Origin of the sequence: Cohnella soli (genome assembly GCF_042655525.1) — a bacterium.
Taxonomy (GTDB): domain Bacteria; phylum Bacillota; class Bacilli; order Paenibacillales; family Paenibacillaceae; genus Cohnella; species Cohnella soli.
In genome coordinates, this window is the sequence record NZ_JBHSMI010000068.1 from 14,242 (window position 1) to 29,920 (window position 15,679).

Genomic DNA, 15,679 nt, shown 5'->3' on the forward strand with positions numbered 1-15,679 from the left:
TTAGTATGTTAGTTAATATAGAACCCAAAGGAGGAGCTTCTGAATGAGTTACACCTTGATGTTCTACGAGAGCCAGGAGGACTTTGCGGCAAGAACGGATCCGGCTCGACAACAAGAATATTTAGCAGGCTGGGCACATTACGTGAACGCTTTGCGCCAGGCTGGAATCGTGGTTTACGGCTCGGGCCTTTTTGGGCCTGAGACAGCTGTAACGATGAAGCGTCATGGCGGCGAGACGATGGTTCAGGACGGACCGTTTTCTGAGACAAAAGAGCAGCTTGGCGGGATTATGGTGATTGATGTTCCAGACGTAGATACCGCAATGGAGTGGGCTGCTCGTGCACCCGTCGATGTGGTTGAGGTCAGACAGAACATTCCCGCGCTGTAGGAGGTTGGCCATTGCACAACCCGTTAGCGCTAATGAACATACAAGCAGAAGTGCTCTATGTTCATAACCAATCCGGACGAATGACAACGATTAACGAGTCGACGAATCAACCTGCTCCTCGCCTTTTTTGGGGACAGACTGCTCTTGGTCGCATTATAAGATTTCGCTGCGATGTACCTGATCGTATAGTCGAAGATATCCTGCATATCATGGATCAGGGCGATTCAACCGAGCAACTTGTTAACGTTATCCGCACGCTGGAGAATGACAGAGAAATTAAAAGCTTATGGATGGGCCCTGCTTTTACATTTCACGATACAACAGAGGATTACACAGACGTCACCTTGGTTACTGAAGACAATATCCTATGTTTGGAACCGGGTTTTCCTACTCTTTTAATGGATGTGAGGCACAGAGGGCCTTGCTTTATGGTGACGGAAAACAACATGGCCGTATCGGTATGTTTTAGCGCAAGAAGCAGCGATAAGGCTGCAGAGGCAGGAGTCGAGACGTTAAAAGAATATAGAGGCAAAGGATATGCGTTGCGCGTAACGTCTGCATGGGCCCAAGCGATACGACGATCTGGAAGGATCCCTTTGTACAGTACATCATGGGATAATTATTCATCGCTTTCTATTGCAAGACGCCTGCATCTCCACCAGTATGGTACGGATATTTCTGTATATTGAGTTGAATAAAAATCGTCGAGGAACGTGACTGGGATATGGTTAAAGCAGTGGATCGCCCCTCCTAAAATACAAACATTTTAGGAGGGCGAAAAAATGAAATTCATACCGATTGATATGGCCGTTTGGCCCAGAAAACCTTATTTTGAACACTATCTCAATCGCGTCAGATGCACCTACAGCATGACGGCCGATATTGACATTACCTTGTTGCGAGCGGAACTAAGGCAGAGGGGAATGAAGCTGTATCCGTCCGTGATCTACATGATCGCGAAGGTGGTAAATCGTCACGCGGAATTCCGGACTTGCTTCGATTCGGAGGGAAGGTTGGGTCTCTGGGATCGCATGTCTCCCAGCTTCACCATATTCCATGAAGAGGATAAGACTTTCTCCAGTATATGGACTCCGTATGAAGAGGAGTTTGCCGCATTTTATGCGGGATATCTTCACCGGACGAGCAAATATGAGAATGCAAAGCAGTTATTCCCGGATCCTGACGAACCGCCTAACACGTTCCCAGTTTCCAGCATTCCGTGGGTTAACTTTACCGGATTTAATTTGAACATATACAACGATGGCACTTACTCGCTTCCGATTTTTACGATGGGACAATACTGTGAGCGGGATAACAGGATACGGTTGCCGTTATCGGTGCAATTCCATCATGCGGTTTGTGACGGTTACCATGCCGGTATCATGTTCAATGAGCTTCAAGAATTGGCGGCCGATTGCATGAACTGGCTGACAGACGAGCAACCGCGCACGACAGGAGAAGAATAAAATTAGGGGGGACTGTGGCAGGGCGCCGGGGGGCGGCCGTCGCAGTCCCCTTTTCGTGCAATGCTAACCCCGCGGCAGGACGAAGCCCAGTACTTCCCTGTTGGCTAAGGAAACCTCAAGTGTTATAGTGGTCTGTCGATAGGAGGGAATGATCGTCATGAAGAAACGTATTGCTGTACCCTTATTTATTTTTGTTTTTGTCCTAAGTTTGGTCCTTCCGGGACAAGCTTCGATGGAGGCGCTTAGCCAAGAACCGGTTTTTAAAGATAAAAATCTCGAACAAGCGATTCATTCGTGGATAGGTAAAAAAGGCGATGAACCGCTTACCAAGGCGGATTTAGAATCTCTCGACGTTGTATCTTTATCGGGTAAAGGAATTAAAGATCTGCAGGGATTGGAGTATGCCGTCAATGTGACGGATCTCGATTTAGACATTAATGAAATTACTGATCTTACTCCGCTCAAGAACCTAGGGAAGATCCGCACTCTCAGCCTCAAAGCAAATCAAATCTCATCGATTGACGAGTTGTCAGCTTTGAAGGAGATGAAATATCTGGAAATAAGCTGGAATCAGGTCTCATCCTTGGGTGCAGTGAATCAATTGCCCCGTCTAATCGAGTTGCACGCCGACCACAATCGGATTTCGAATGTGCAAGCTCTCTCCGGAGCCCCAGAATTAGAGTATTTGAAAATGAGCGACAATGCGATAGAAGACATGTCCCCTCTTGGCAACCTAAAAAAGCTGACATTTCTTGATGTGTCTAACAATAAAATAAACAATTTTGCGCCGCTGCGGATGCTGTCCAAAAGTCTAACGTATCTGGGGATTGACGGCGCCCAGGTTACTGACCTTAAGATGCTAGAAGGACTTAACAAACTCGAAGGTCTCTCTGCTAATAACAATAACATCGAGAGTCTCGCCCCTTTAGCGAAATTAACAAACTTGTCTTCGTTGGATCTATCCTCCAACAAGATTAAAGATTTAGAACCGTTAAATCATTTGAACAAACTGACATTCCTCTACTTGGATAACAACCGAGTGTGGAGTTTGGAACCGTTAAGAAATTTGAAATCCCTAAAAATCCTATATTTGAACAACAACCGGGTATGGGATTTGGAGCCGATCCAAAATAATAGCTATGATTTCCATTGGGATACGGGGGCGGAATGGTACGGACTGCAGTTGAACGATAACCACTTGGACTTAAACCAAGGAACCCCAACCTATAAAATATTCCAAAAGTTGAATGCGGATAGGTATGGTGTTAGATCCCAGAGTAAGACTCAGCGCTTGATTATCGGCAACAAGAAGGCCTATTTGGGCGACAGTAGCTATACGATTACGGCAGCGCCATTCATTCAGACAGGTCGTACTTACGTGCCTATTCGTTTCATTTCCGAGAAGCTAGGGGCAAATGTAAATTGGAACCAGAGCACGAAAGAGGCAACGATTCAAAAAGACGGTAAAACGATCCGTTGGCGCGTGGGAAATAAGCAGGTTAAAGTAAACCAGCAAACCGTCATGTTCGACGCACCTTTACTACTGAAAAATAACAGTACTTTCGTTCCCGTACGCTTTGTGTCGGAGCAGCTTAATACTTCCGTTGAGTATTTAGGCAGCAAAAAAATGGTCATCATATTCGAGAATAAGACCGCTTAACGACGAGCTAGGTAATATGCCTTGAAATTAAAGATCGCTTTTGGTAATAATGGAAGTTAAACAACCATTACCCAAAAAGCGATCTCTTTGTAAGTTCCATACACCTTGAACCGGTTGGCGCCTCTTCTATTAATTATCCGTCTACTCTTCCTGCATCCACATCTTCAAATCGCTTGTCGTTTGCAAAATATCTTTACGTTGCTCTTCTCCAGATATTTCGCGCTCGATGATGTATTCGCCTGTGAATCCGATTTCCTTAAGTTTGCGCATGAATACCGGGTAATTCACTTTTCCTTCGCCTGCCCGGACTTCTTCTCCCAGTCGGTCGCCGTTCGTAGGATACAGCCCGTCCTTCACATGAATATTGCGCACATAGGGGCCGATCGTATCAAGCGCGTCAACCGGATTTCCTTTGCCGTACAGGATTAAATTCGCGGGATCCATGTTAATGCCGAGATTGGACGTACCAACCCGTTCGATGGTGCGAAGCAGCACGATTGGCGTTTCTTGCCCGGTCTCGAACCAGAAGCCGATTCCCTTGCTTTCGCAATATTCAGCCACTTCACGAATTGCATCTACGACTTTCGGATATTCCGGATCTGTCATGTTCTCCGGAATAAAGCCGCAATGGGTAATTATTGCAGGAGCGCCGATCCATGACGCGAAGTCCGCCCATCCCTTCAGCGCTTTGATCCGTTCCTCTCGATACTGCTCCGGTACAAGCCCCAGCGTAATAGGGCCCTCTACAAAGTTCCATACCCCAGGGCCCGGAACGCCCGCCCACACTGCGCAAACGCGCACGTTCGCCTCGCGCGCTTCTTTAACTACGCGTTCGGCCACTTCAGGCGTGCAAAGTGCCGTGTCCCACCCGCATAGCTGACAGACGGGGAAGCTGTACTCACTGACAACCTTAAAAATATTATCCTTCGAGCTTGTATCAAGCAAATGAATAACGCCGATATCCACTTGACCTGCCTCCTTAAAAGTTATTCGTTACGAGCGCTTTTGTTAAACCGTCTCCATCATTCACCGATCTGTACGAACTGTCCGCCTCTACCGGATGATTGCCGCTCCGCTTCGACGATTTGCAGCGCAAGAAGAGAATCCTCGGGCGTAGAAGTAAGGATCGCCTCGTCGTTCAGCAGTCGCTCCGCGAAATATTTGATTTCCCGATAATAGCCTAGATTTCCATCGTGCTCATAGACCCACGACGGCTCATCCGTCGGATGGACGGTTAATCGGCCATCTTGTAGCACAAGAGTTGCCGCCTCCATATGAACGCGGAAAGTCATCGCGAACCCGAATCCTCCCGGAAGCGACAAATCCGCATCCGCATGAATGATTTTCCCGTCAGGATAACGAAAGTGCGCGGAAACAATATCATAGCGTTCGCTGCACAGCGCGGATACCGACTCCGGCTTACCAAATAGAAAGTTGATCATATCTACATCGTGAATGTGCAAATCAACGAGCGCTCCGCCGCTCTTATCGACTTGCAGCATCCAATTCTCATAAGACCACGTCGGCGCGCCGCCTCCTCTAAAGAAAGTAGCTGCCTTTACTTTTCCATATTTTTCGCTGTCTACCACGCTTTTTAAATACTCATATTCCGGCCAGAAACGAAGGCAGTGCGCGATCATTAGTTTCTTCCCCGTTGCTGCCGCCGCTTCCACCATGGCCGCTCCGCTGCCCGAGTCCAATGCAATCGGTTTCTCGCACAGGACGTGAAGTCCCTTGTTTAATGATCGAATCGTAAACTCGTCATGCAAATATGTAGGCAAAGTTATATCCACCATATCCATTTCTTCCTGATAAAACAGCTCTGAATCCGTATACGTGTTAATCTCGGACAAGTCGTACGCCGTATTCAGATCGACTACGTTGCTCTCGTGCTTTTTCCCCTTAAACTTTTGCTCGTCGGCATCGAAAATGGCAACCAGCTTAATCGGAAATCCCTCGCGCTCTAACTGAGCGTAAGCATCCAGGTGCACGCGTCCTATCGATCCTAGACCGATCAACCCGACTTTAATCATCGTACCGTCATCTCCTTATCTGGAATTCATCCGACAGCACCATGATAGTGTTTAAATCATTTTCTTGATTTAGATTATGGATTTATTTATTTGCACTTTATGTTGCATTATAGAACCGATTATTTATACTATAAACTCGGAGGGGGACTGCCGATGGACATTATACCTCACAGGTTGAATGAACAAATTGTAATTAACGATATCTACACCTGCTACTATTTCGAGTTGTCCAATCGACAACATTATACCGGGGAAAGCCATGATTTCTGGGAAATTGTTTACGTGGATAAAGGCGAAGTGAACGCGAATACCGAATCGGGCTACTATCGGCTTAATCAGGGCAATATTCTCGTTCATAGTCCGAATGAGTACCATCAATTGGAGAGCACCGGCAACAAAGCCCCTAATTTGTTCATTGTTACGTTTCGATGCGATAATGAGGCTATGAGGTTTTTTGACGAACACAAGCTATTTCGCATTGGACAAGCCGAGCATGCGGTGTTAGCGCGGTTAATGAAAGAAAGTTTGCATTCCTTCGGCCTGAATCTGTTCCCGATCACGCCGCAATTGGATGCGCCGTTCGCCTCGGAGCAGCTTTTCAAAATTTATCTGGAACAGTTGCTCATCTTGATCATTCGCAATGAACGATCGGACATCCCCCAACCCGCGCTGTTATCGACCACGAGAGAAAATCAAAGCGAGCATTTGAGCAAGCAAATCATCGAATATCTGGAACGGAATTTATCGAGTAAAATCAAGCTGGACGACTTGTGCGGTCAATTCAGCATAAGCCGAACGCAGATTAACATCCTGTTTAAGCGAGCTGTCGGGATCGGGATCATCGCCTATCTCAATCAATCGAAAATCGAACATGCCAAAAAATACATCCGTGAAGAAACCTACAATTTGACCGAAGTATCGAATCTGCTTGGATACAGCAGTGTCCATTACCTCTCGCGACACTTCAAGAAAACGGTCGGCATGACGCCGTCAGAGTATGCCAGAACGATTAAAGCAAGAAATGATTAGATTTTCCGATTCCGAATCGTAACTTAATAAGCGCTTACTTTCCATTTCACTGTATGACAAACACCCGGTTGCTGGAATTGGATATAAGCCTTCAGCCTTCGGAGAAAATACGCCGGGTCTACGAGCAATATCGGTGATATCGCCAGCTCGCTCCAGACGCGTGCTGACAAGTTTGCAATGTTAGCTCCCGCCGCTACGTTGAAGCCGAGAGCTCGCAATCGAATAGGCCTCTTGAATCAGTTGTTTCGTTATTTCGACGCTGTCGCCAACCGGATTAAGGATGCACACAAAGTACTGTCGGGAATACTGGGGGTGCGGTAGAAACACGTTCAAGACAGAATAATCGATGTCCCCATCCTTTGGGCCAGCGATGAGGTTGTTAAATGTCTCTTTGCTTACACCGATATTGATGCGAAATACATCTTCCCGATTCAGGTTAGACACATCGTCGTATTCATTGTCCGAGTCAGCAATCGTTACAAACGGAAGGCGATGATCGTCGCCGACGAAAAAGAACGAATATCCGAAAGTCTCTTCTCGTTGCACATTCGGCAATGCCAACATAAATGCTTCAAAATCCGCCTGTTTCATCCTCATTTTCCCTCCAACGAATCCGATTTGAACACGTATTTGCCTGCTTGGACATTGGCTAATATCCTCTCCGTAGCGGTTGCCTCATTCTCGACATATCCCGCCCAGATGCCTACAAGCTCGGGATGCTTGGAAGGCTCGGACGGACATTCCTCCGTGGGCAAACTCTTCAAGAAGCGAATCGATTTCTCCAGTTCAACACGGCGTTGTTGTAAGAGCGCAATCACTCTTGGTCGCGATAACATGTCCATAAAAGCTATTCCTACCGAGAGTTGCTGAATGTCGGCACTGACAAGTGCCGATTCCAACAAAATTCTAAATTCGACTTCTCCTTGTTCGGTGACGATATACTCTTTGCGCGATGGGCCAAGCTTCTCATTGTTCTCTGAATTCACGGACTTCGTCATCCCCTGAGATTCAAGCTTATCCAGGGCATGATAAATAGAGCCGGGCTTTACATCGGTCCAAGTGGCGGCATGCCAAGAGGTAATATCGCTAATCACAGCGTATCCATGGCTAACTCCTCTTCGTAATAGGGAGCCCAACACGAGCAATCTAACGGAAGACAGGTCAATCTTCCTCCTTCCACATGAACAACTAGTCAAATTTGAATACCTTTATGAAGTAGTATATTTCAAGGTTAGCCTCTAGTCAAATTTGAATAGTTCGACATAAATAATGCTGCAAAAAAACTTTCCATAATTCGGTTAAATTGCAATTGACGGAGCATACCCTGCGTGATATATTGTGTATGCACGATATGCACAATTTGATGAGGAGGAACGAGATGCTTGCATTGGACGTTCGCAATTTATATAAGAAATACCCTCATTTTCAGCTGAAAGATGTGTCCTTCCAACTGGAAAAGGGTTATATTATGGGCTTTATCGGCGCCAACGGCGCAGGAAAAACAACAACGTTAAAGTCGATCTTAAAAATGATTCAGACCGATAGCGGCGAGATCCGTATTTTGGGCAAAAACATTGCTGAACACGAACTCGAACTGAAACAAGAAATTGGGTGCGCGTTTGGCGGCACCGATTTCTATACCCGTACCAAAATAAAAACGTTGACCGACGTCGTTAAGAAGTTTTATACGAATTGGAATGATGACACTTATTCCAACTATCTGAGAAAATTCAAATTGGACGAAAACAAAAAAATCGCCGAATTGTCGACGGGTATGAAAGTCAAGTATAACCTGGCCCTTGCTTTATCTCATGGCGCGAAGCTCCTCGTCCTCGATGAACCGACAAGCGGGCTCGATCCGGTTGCGCGAGACGATCTGTTGGATATTTTTCAAGAGCTCGTCCTCGATGGCGAAGTTAGCATTCTTTTCTCTACTCACATTACTTCTGACTTGGAGAAATGCGCTGATTTTATTACCTTTATCGCAAACGGGCAGATCATCGCCAGTGCCGAGAAGGACGATTTCAAGGAATCCTACCGGTTATTAAGCGGCAGTGAGAGCCAATTGCCCCAAGTAAAGGAACAGTTGATTTCTTACAAAGTCAATTCATTCGGATTTACGGGATTGATCCATGCCAACGATTTCGACTCCTCGACAGACATTAAAGCAACGACGCCGAGTCTCGAGGAAATCATGATTTACTTCGCCAAGAAGGAGGATATTCATGCGTAACTTAGTGATGAAGGATTTGAAATTAGGCGTAAATCCGATGTTTTTCCTATTTCCTGTCATCATAGGCGCCTTAATGCTTGTTCCCAGTTGGCTCTATTTTCTAGTCCCTCTCTATTTTTGCTGGATAACGATACCGAACATATTTGGTGGATTTAGAACTCAGAACGATTTGATGTTCACCACGATGATGCCCGTAACCAAAAAAGACATCGTGAAAGCAAGGGTAACAGCGATCGTCATCCTGGAATTGTTGCATATTGTCATTGCCATGATCTATGGCGCGATTACGCTTCGCATATACCCGCATCTGATCTATCATTTCTTCGCACCGCATTTGGGTTTTTGGGGGCTATGTTTTGTCATGATGGGCCTGTTCAACGTCGTCTTTTTTCCCATGTACTACAAGACAGCGTATAAATATGGCGGGGCGACGACCGCATCCATTACAGCCGCGATGCTTTTCGCCGGGGTAGCGCAGTGGGTCGGAATCGAGAACTCTTTTGTCTCAGACACTTTTAATGGTACCGGGGCTGACAATTTGGCGCTTCAACTCTCTATCCTGATCGCGGGAATTGTAATCTTCATGGCATTTACGCTGATTGCTTATCGAATGGCGGCCAAACGGTTCCTGAAAGTGGAGATTTTATGAATGTATCTGTCTCGAACTCCTCAGAAAAACCGATTTATCAGCAGCTTTTCGAACAAATCAGCGCCCAAATTCTGAAAGGCGAACTAGAAAGCGGCTACTGTCTACCGCCCATTCGGCAAGCGGCGCTGGAGCTTCGCGTTAGCGTCATCACCGTAAAGAAAACTTGGGAAGAGCTCGAACGATGCGGTCTGATCAATACGGTAACGGGCAAAGGGTGTTTTGTGGCCGAATTCTCCCCCGAGGAGAAGCTGCGAATACGTAACGAAATGATTTTGAAGCAAATGGATAGCGACACTGCATATTACAAGTCTTTTGGTCTCACGCTGGATGAAGTTGTTGAACTGCTGAAAAAAATTTATTAAAGGAGCTGGTTAGTTGTGAATGGATTAAACAGAATGTTTCTTATCGGTGCTTTGCTGCTGATTGTAGGGGTTGTATGGGCATTTACGATGAACGGCATTGGCGCGAAAGAGTGGAGTTTGCTTCTGGTAGGAACGGCGATGGGCATCATCGGCGGGATCATTCAAGCAAAGGTCATATTTCTGAAAAACCGAGGGAAAATCGGGTCGAGCAAGATGAAAATGTGGATTACCGGCACGATCCTCGTGTTTGTTGCGGTGAAAGTTGCCCTGAATACGATCATTCCGACGTATTTAGCTACGAATATAGATGGAATCTGGGTGTCCATTGTTTTTGCCGTTGGAGGTTTTCTCCTGGGACGTTCTTATTATTCTCGCCTATCCGGTGTCTCGGCGGCTTAATCCGCCACCCCTTCGGGCGCCAGCTCCGCGGAGACTGCAAGGATTATGGCCAGATGTATGCTAAAATTGTCGTTCATCCCTGGTGGTGCACCGCTTTGTACGAAATTTCATACAAACAACCTCCGACGGGCTACCTTGTGCACCGCTCTGTACGAAATTTCATACAAACGTCCTCTGACGGACTACCTCGTGCCCCGCTTTGAACGAAATTTCGTACAAACGCCCACCGACGGGCTGCCTCGCGCACCGCTTTGTACGAAATTTCATACAAACGTCCTCCGACGGGCTACCTCGTGCCCCGCTTTGAACGAAATTTCGTACAAACGCCCGCTGACGGACTACCTCGCGCACCGCTTTGTACGAAATTTCATACAAACAACCTCCGACGGGCTACCTTGTGCACCGCTCTGTACGAAATTTCATACAAACGTCCTCTGACGGACTACCTCGTGCCCCGCTTTGAACGAAATTTCGTACAAACGCCCACCGACGGGCTGCCTCGCGCACCGCTTTGTACGAAATTTCATACAAACTCAAACTTGCGGTGCTCTTTCACATGGTGGTCAATTGTACCGTCGTAGTTTTTTTAAAAGTTTACAACTTTGAAACATGTCGATATCTGTCGGATACATCTCTCTCTTAGTCTAGTTTCATAGACAAGGAGAGATGATCATGAAAAAAAGAATGGCAATCGCTGTTGTCGTCACGGCAATCGTGGCTGGCGGCATCTGGTCGCGGTCGAATGCGATCTATTCTACTGGAAACAATAATACAATTGGGCTGAAGGAGCCCGTAAAGTCGGAGACTTCGGCCTCTCGCACGCCTGAAGTGACTCCACGCTCGCAAAGTAAACCGTCGAAAAATACGGAAATGCCTGCAAAATCGGCCACCGCGCTGGCAGGGATGCTGGCGAACGATTTGCCAGCAATGACGACGAATAAAAACAAAAAGGGCATTGCTATCGTCAATAATATGTCCAGCCTATTCGTTCTCGTCAACAAAGTTCGAGAGCTTCCGTCGACCTATGCGCCGAAGGACCTCGTCATTCCCGACGTTCCATTCTCGTTCTCCGGCGACTCTCCGAAAAAGAAAATGCGCAAGGCTGCTGCAGAGGCGCTCGAATCGTTGTTCGATGCCGCGAAGAAAGACGGAATCAAGCTGAAGGCTGTATCCGGCTATCGTTCCTATGCGACGCAGAAAGCGCTCTTTGCGAGCAACGCAGCCAAGAAAGGCGAGGAAGTCGCTAACCGCACAAGCGCGCGGCCCGGGCAGAGCGAACATCAGACCGGGCTGGCGATGGATGTCTCGAGCGCAAGCGTCGGCTATGCCCTGGAGCAATCGTTCGCGACCACGAAGGAAGGGAAATGGCTAGCCGCTCATGCCGCCGACCACGGGTTTATTATTCGTTTTCTCAAGGGAAAAGAATCCGTAACGGGATACTCGTACGAGCCCTGGCACATTCGTTACGTCGGCAAGGACATCGCGAAAGATATCATGAAAAAGAAAGTGACGTTGGAGGAGTATTTGGATGCGGCAGCCAAAATGCTCGCAACCAAATCGTAAAGGCCTTCCGTCAAGGTGAGCCTATGACCAAACGCATACTCGTCGCCGACGACGAGCCTGGAATCGCCAATCCGATCTCCTATGCTTTCCGCAAGGAAGGCTATGAGGTCGAAACCGTCTACGACGGCCAAGCCGCGCTGGATAAAGCGCTAGGCTTTCAGCCGCACGTCATCGTGCTCGACGTCATGATGCCGAAGTTGAACGGATATGAAGTATGCCGCAAGCTGGATAACCGCTCGAATATGGGCATTATCTTGCTGACGGTCAAGAACGATATCGTTGACAAAATCGTCGGGTTGGAGATGGGTGCTGACGATTACATGACCAAGCCTTTCGATCTGCGCGAGCTGATCGCGCGCGTGAAGGCTCTGCTGCGCCGTCTGGAGAAGAAGGAGCCCGAGACGGGCACGTATACGGTCGGACCGTTGGTTGTGCAACTGAAGCAGCGCATTGTCCTCGCGGACGGCGAACCTGTTGAGCTGACGCCGAAGGAGTTCGACTTGCTTGCGCTGCTGCTCGCTCACCCGGATCGGGTGTACACGCGCGACGAGCTGCTTGATTCGGTATGGGGGCTCGAATACGCGGCAGGCACGCGCACAGTCGATATCCACATGCAGCGGTTGCGCAAGAAGCTGGGATCTTCCGGCCAACACATTCTCCAGACCGTATTCGGGGTCGGCTACAAGGCGGTCGGGGACGGACGATGACACCGATCAGCATCAAAATCAAATTCAGCTTCTTCCTTGCCCTTCTGCTGTCGCTTACCGTGGTCGTACTGAGCGTGTTCGTGCTGCAAGGCATACGCGACCAGCAGCGGGACCGCATGGAGCGGGAACTGCTGCAGCAAACGCGGATTGCCAATCTGAGCATCAAGCAAGCCTATGTGATCTCGCCGCCTACTGAAGCGCAGCCGTTCCTGCGCAACAATGGGCAGCAATTTGCGCTAGATTTGGCAGTGTATTCGGGGCTCCAAGTCGTGCTGTACGATAAGGCCGGCGCCAAAGTGGGGGATTCCGCCCCAATGGCTGGGCCTTACGATGTCGACAATGCGCTCGCATTCGCGCTGCAGGGCAAGATCGCGTACCAGCGCGATGGGCAATCGATGCTTTATTTAACGCCGCTGCAAGGCCCGGATAACCAGATGGGCGTCATTCAATTCAGATACCCCCTCGAGAACGACACCCGTTTCTATGATTCGATCGCCGGCCTGTTCGTACTAACGGGAGCGATCGTGCTGGCTGCCAGCTTTATTCTCGGTTATTTGTATTTCCGGCGGGCGACTTCTGCGATTGTCCGTTTGAACAAGGCTGCCGAGCAAATCCGCAGAGGACAATTTCTCGAAGCCGTGCCGTTGCAGCGTAAAGACGAGCTGGGGCAGCTTGGCCGCAGCATTTTTTACATGAGCTCTGAAATCCGCAATAACATTTCCGCGATGGTCGCGGAGGAGACGAAGCTTCGCCAAGCCATCGACAAGCTGCAAAAGCTGGAAAAGCAGCAGAAGCAATTTATCGGCAACATCAGCCACGAGTTCAAGACGCCGCTTACTTCCATCAAGGCTTATGCCGAGTTGATGGAGCTTTATCCCGGTGACGACAGCATGAAGTCGGACGCCGTCCACCATATCCGGGAGGAAACCGAGCGTTTGCACGAAATGGTCGAGCGTGTGTTAAGACTGGCCGCGTTGGACAAATACGATTTCGAGTACCGTCCCGAACCGATTGATCTTTGCGAGCTGCTGGCGGATCTGGCGAACAGGATGCGAGGAAAAGCGGAAAGATTCGGCGTTGCGATCGACGTCGAGCTTACTCCTTCCTCGATGTGGGGGGATCGGGAGAGTATCATTCATATTTTTGTGAATTTGCTCGACAATGCGATTAAATACAATGTTCCGGGCGGCAAAATAGATATCCGTTCAAGGTTGGACGAATCAGGCGCCTTCGCGATCGTCGACATTGCCGACAATGGAATCGGGATACCGAAGGAGGCGCGGGGTAACATTTTCGAACCCTTCTTCACGGTAAACAACGACCGTTCGCGGCTAAGCGGCGGCACCGGTCTCGGTCTGGCACTCGTGCAGAAGTTGGTCGAGAGGCACCATGGGACGATCGAACTGCTCGATACCGACGTAGGCGCCGCGTTCCGACTCGTATTCCCCGTTAATCTTTCCCTGCCCAAGAAGGAGGATCTTCCGTGAAACGTATGAAAACAACGCTGCGGCGAATCGTTAGACCGTTACTGGCGCTCACGTTACTCCTCCTTCTGCTCATTCTGTCATCTTGTCGGCAGATGCAGATGCCGATGACAGGTTCGGACAGGGAGGAAGTTGAATCCACATCAGGCAAGCGCATAACGGTGCTGGACAATCCAGAGCCGGCGGCTTATGGGAAATCCACTTCCGACGCGATCGTGCGACTGGATGGCGTGCGAGGCATGGATTGGCTAAGTGAAGATAAGATATTAGTCGGCCACCCGAATCGGGACTTCGAGCCGGAGCAAGCTGAGGGCATGGATTGGTATCCGGATAATCTGTACGTCCTCTCCCTCGCCGACAAGTCGGAAAGTCCGTTATTGCCCAAGAATGAGAATCAAGGCTTCGCCCAGGTCAGCCCGGACAGGATGAAAGTATTTTATAAAACCTACTCGCTGCAGGCCAATACCGGGATGGGTCACCTTTACGATTTCTCAACCGGGAAGTCTGTGAGCTTTACGGAACCGGACGCGATGGACATTCAGAACGGCCGGTGGGTGGATAACGACACGGTCGCATACGCGACGATCGACGGGAGTATCTGGCTCGCTCATACGGGAAGCGCCACCCCTCGGAAGTTGTTGGACACGGGCATTCCTTTCGTCACCAATATTGATTATTTGAATAACCGTCTTTATTACTCTTCGCTCAAAGGGGCGATGATAACGGCAACGCTTGACGGCCAGAAGCCTGCCCTGCTGACGACTGATCGAGTCGTATGGATGGTGCCGTCGCCCGACGAGAAAAGACTGGCCGTCGTCCGCAGGCTCAAGAGCGGTTCTATGGAGCTGAACGTCACGGATCTGCAGGGCAATGTCATTCAGGCGATCGCCCAAGATGCGCAAATCTTCGGTGTGGCATGGTCGCCTGACGGCAGTAAGCTTGCTTATGCCGGCATTGCGCCCAATGGCACCGTCCGCAGCATATACGTGGCAGATCCGTCTACAGGGCTGTCCGCGCCGCTCTCGCTCGACGCCAAATTCATGGACGGACTGCTGCGCTGGAGCCCTACGGGCAACCGGATTATGGTGTCTACCAGCCAGCTCGACGAGCAGCAACGCAACCGCAGCGTCACTTTCCTCGTTCGGGCGAGCAACACCGAGAGCACTGAACGCTCGGACAGCACCGAGGGTGCCGACAGTGTCGAGCGGGTGGGGAAGTAAACTGCAAGGTTTCAGTTTGCCACAGATCAATATAGCGGGCAGCAATGATTTTGCGTAGCTTCGAATTTTTCAATCGTTAGAATCGTGATATAATCAAAGCAATTCAATCGGGTGGTGAGTGGGATGGAAAAAGTGCAGACTGAATCGGAGCTGTTCGAACATATTAACCGGATGAGCAGAATAAATTCAGTGTCTCAAGTTTTTATTCCGGGTAAAGGAACCTTTACTATTGTCTTTCAAGAAGAGGACCCGACAACGATCCATGAAGAGGTTGCTTTGAATCCTGCCTTACGTCAGATGATACAGGATAGTCGAGCTGACTATAAATTGGGAAATGGATTAACGACGGAACAGTTTCTTAATTCCATTTCTCCCGCCGATTTTAAATCATGAAGGTGCATCAGGTTTTTTGGCCTGCACCGGTCAGAAACAAGTTAGTTTCTTTCAGAAGCGAACGATTTACGCCTCAAGAAACTTATGATTACA

The 15,679-nt window shown here is 48.8% G+C and carries 18 protein-coding genes; 14 read left to right on the plus strand and 4 right to left on the minus strand.

Annotation, left to right across the window (positions count from 1 at the left end; translation table 11 throughout):
* Window positions 1-43 precede the first annotated feature (43 nt).
* The 4 genes from ACFPOF_RS33370 to ACFPOF_RS33385 all read left to right on the plus strand — a co-directional run bounded on the left by ACFPOF_RS33370 (window position 44) and on the right by ACFPOF_RS33385 (window position 3,514).
* Window positions 44-388, plus strand: coding sequence for a YciI family protein (locus ACFPOF_RS33370; RefSeq protein WP_378140510.1), 345 nt, complete (start codon window positions 44-46; stop codon window positions 386-388).
* An 11-nt stretch (window positions 389-399) separates the two neighbouring features.
* Window positions 400-1,077, plus strand: a complete 678-nt coding sequence (locus tag ACFPOF_RS33375) for a GNAT family N-acetyltransferase (RefSeq protein ID WP_378140512.1) — start codon at window positions 400-402, stop codon at window positions 1,075-1,077.
* Between the two features lie 93 nt (window positions 1,078-1,170).
* The gene (gene catA / locus ACFPOF_RS33380) at window positions 1,171-1,854 is read left to right on the plus strand and encodes a type A chloramphenicol O-acetyltransferase (protein WP_378140514.1); all 684 of its coding nucleotides are present in this window, start codon (window positions 1,171-1,173) and stop codon (window positions 1,852-1,854) included.
* Between the two features lie 157 nt (window positions 1,855-2,011).
* The gene (locus ACFPOF_RS33385; RefSeq protein WP_378140516.1) at window positions 2,012-3,514 is read left to right on the plus strand and encodes a leucine-rich repeat domain-containing protein; all 1,503 of its coding nucleotides are present in this window, start codon (window positions 2,012-2,014) and stop codon (window positions 3,512-3,514) included.
* A 141-nt stretch (window positions 3,515-3,655) separates the two neighbouring features.
* Here the strand turns inward: ACFPOF_RS33385 and ACFPOF_RS33390 are convergent, their stop codons facing one another.
* Together ACFPOF_RS33390 and ACFPOF_RS33395 are read right to left on the minus strand one after the other, a co-directional pair.
* Window positions 3,656-4,480 carry a sugar phosphate isomerase/epimerase family protein gene (locus tag ACFPOF_RS33390; protein WP_378140518.1) on the minus strand — a complete coding sequence of 275 codons (825 nt, stop codon included), beginning with the start codon at window positions 4,478-4,480 and terminating at the stop codon, window positions 3,656-3,658.
* Between the two features lie 56 nt (window positions 4,481-4,536).
* Window positions 4,537-5,547, minus strand: coding sequence for a Gfo/Idh/MocA family protein (locus tag ACFPOF_RS33395; RefSeq protein ID WP_378140520.1), 1,011 nt, complete (start codon window positions 5,545-5,547; stop codon window positions 4,537-4,539).
* A 153-nt stretch (window positions 5,548-5,700) separates the two neighbouring features.
* On the opposite strand from ACFPOF_RS33395, the gene ACFPOF_RS33400 reads away from it, so the two are divergent.
* Complete coding sequence (locus tag ACFPOF_RS33400; protein ID WP_378140522.1) at window positions 5,701-6,576, plus strand: AraC family transcriptional regulator; 876 nt, start codon at window positions 5,701-5,703, stop codon at window positions 6,574-6,576.
* Between the two features lie 180 nt (window positions 6,577-6,756).
* Here the strand turns inward: ACFPOF_RS33400 and ACFPOF_RS33405 are convergent, their stop codons facing one another.
* Window positions 6,757-7,167 (minus strand): DUF6194 family protein, encoded by a 411-nt coding sequence (locus tag ACFPOF_RS33405; protein WP_378140523.1) that lies wholly within the window; start codon window positions 7,165-7,167, stop codon window positions 6,757-6,759.
* 2 nt (window positions 7,168-7,169) lie between these two features.
* A complete protein-coding gene (locus ACFPOF_RS33410) occupies window positions 7,170-7,715 on the minus strand; it encodes a PadR family transcriptional regulator (RefSeq protein ID WP_378140575.1) in 546 nt (181 codons plus the stop codon).
* Between the two features lie 239 nt (window positions 7,716-7,954).
* On the opposite strand from ACFPOF_RS33410, the gene ACFPOF_RS33415 reads away from it, so the two are divergent.
* The 9 genes from ACFPOF_RS33415 (at window position 7,955) to ACFPOF_RS33455 (ending at window position 15,586) form a co-directional block, all read left to right on the plus strand.
* Window positions 7,955-8,809, plus strand: coding sequence for an ABC transporter ATP-binding protein (locus ACFPOF_RS33415; protein ID WP_378140525.1), 855 nt, complete (start codon window positions 7,955-7,957; stop codon window positions 8,807-8,809).
* On the plus strand, window positions 8,802-9,458 hold the full coding sequence (locus ACFPOF_RS33420; RefSeq protein ID WP_378140527.1) for an ABC-2 transporter permease: 657 nt from the start codon (window positions 8,802-8,804) through the stop codon (window positions 9,456-9,458). The genes ACFPOF_RS33415 and ACFPOF_RS33420 overlap by 8 nt, the downstream gene beginning before the upstream one ends.
* The gene (locus tag ACFPOF_RS33425) at window positions 9,455-9,820 is read left to right on the plus strand and encodes a GntR family transcriptional regulator (RefSeq protein WP_378140528.1); all 366 of its coding nucleotides are present in this window, start codon (window positions 9,455-9,457) and stop codon (window positions 9,818-9,820) included. The genes ACFPOF_RS33420 and ACFPOF_RS33425 overlap by 4 nt, the downstream gene beginning before the upstream one ends.
* Before the next feature lie 15 nt (window positions 9,821-9,835).
* The gene (locus ACFPOF_RS33430) at window positions 9,836-10,219 is read left to right on the plus strand and encodes a hypothetical protein (protein ID WP_378140530.1); all 384 of its coding nucleotides are present in this window, start codon (window positions 9,836-9,838) and stop codon (window positions 10,217-10,219) included.
* A 672-nt stretch (window positions 10,220-10,891) separates the two neighbouring features.
* Entirely contained in the window at window positions 10,892-11,782 is an 891-nt protein-coding gene (locus ACFPOF_RS33435) for a M15 family metallopeptidase (RefSeq protein ID WP_378140532.1), read from the plus strand.
* A 23-nt stretch (window positions 11,783-11,805) separates the two neighbouring features.
* Window positions 11,806-12,489: a response regulator transcription factor gene (locus ACFPOF_RS33440; RefSeq protein ID WP_378140534.1), complete on the plus strand. Its 684-nt coding sequence runs from the start codon at window positions 11,806-11,808 to the stop codon at window positions 12,487-12,489.
* Complete coding sequence (locus tag ACFPOF_RS33445; RefSeq protein WP_378140536.1) at window positions 12,486-13,976, plus strand: sensor histidine kinase; 1,491 nt, start codon at window positions 12,486-12,488, stop codon at window positions 13,974-13,976. Before ACFPOF_RS33440 ends, ACFPOF_RS33445 begins: the two co-directional genes overlap by 4 nt.
* Complete coding sequence (locus ACFPOF_RS33450) at window positions 13,973-15,193, plus strand: hypothetical protein (protein WP_378140538.1); 1,221 nt, start codon at window positions 13,973-13,975, stop codon at window positions 15,191-15,193. The genes ACFPOF_RS33445 and ACFPOF_RS33450 overlap by 4 nt, the downstream gene beginning before the upstream one ends.
* A gap of 123 nt (window positions 15,194-15,316) precedes the next feature.
* Window positions 15,317-15,586, plus strand: a complete 270-nt coding sequence (locus ACFPOF_RS33455) for a hypothetical protein (RefSeq protein ID WP_378140540.1) — start codon at window positions 15,317-15,319, stop codon at window positions 15,584-15,586.
* The last annotated feature ends 93 nt before the right edge of the window (window positions 15,587-15,679 follow it).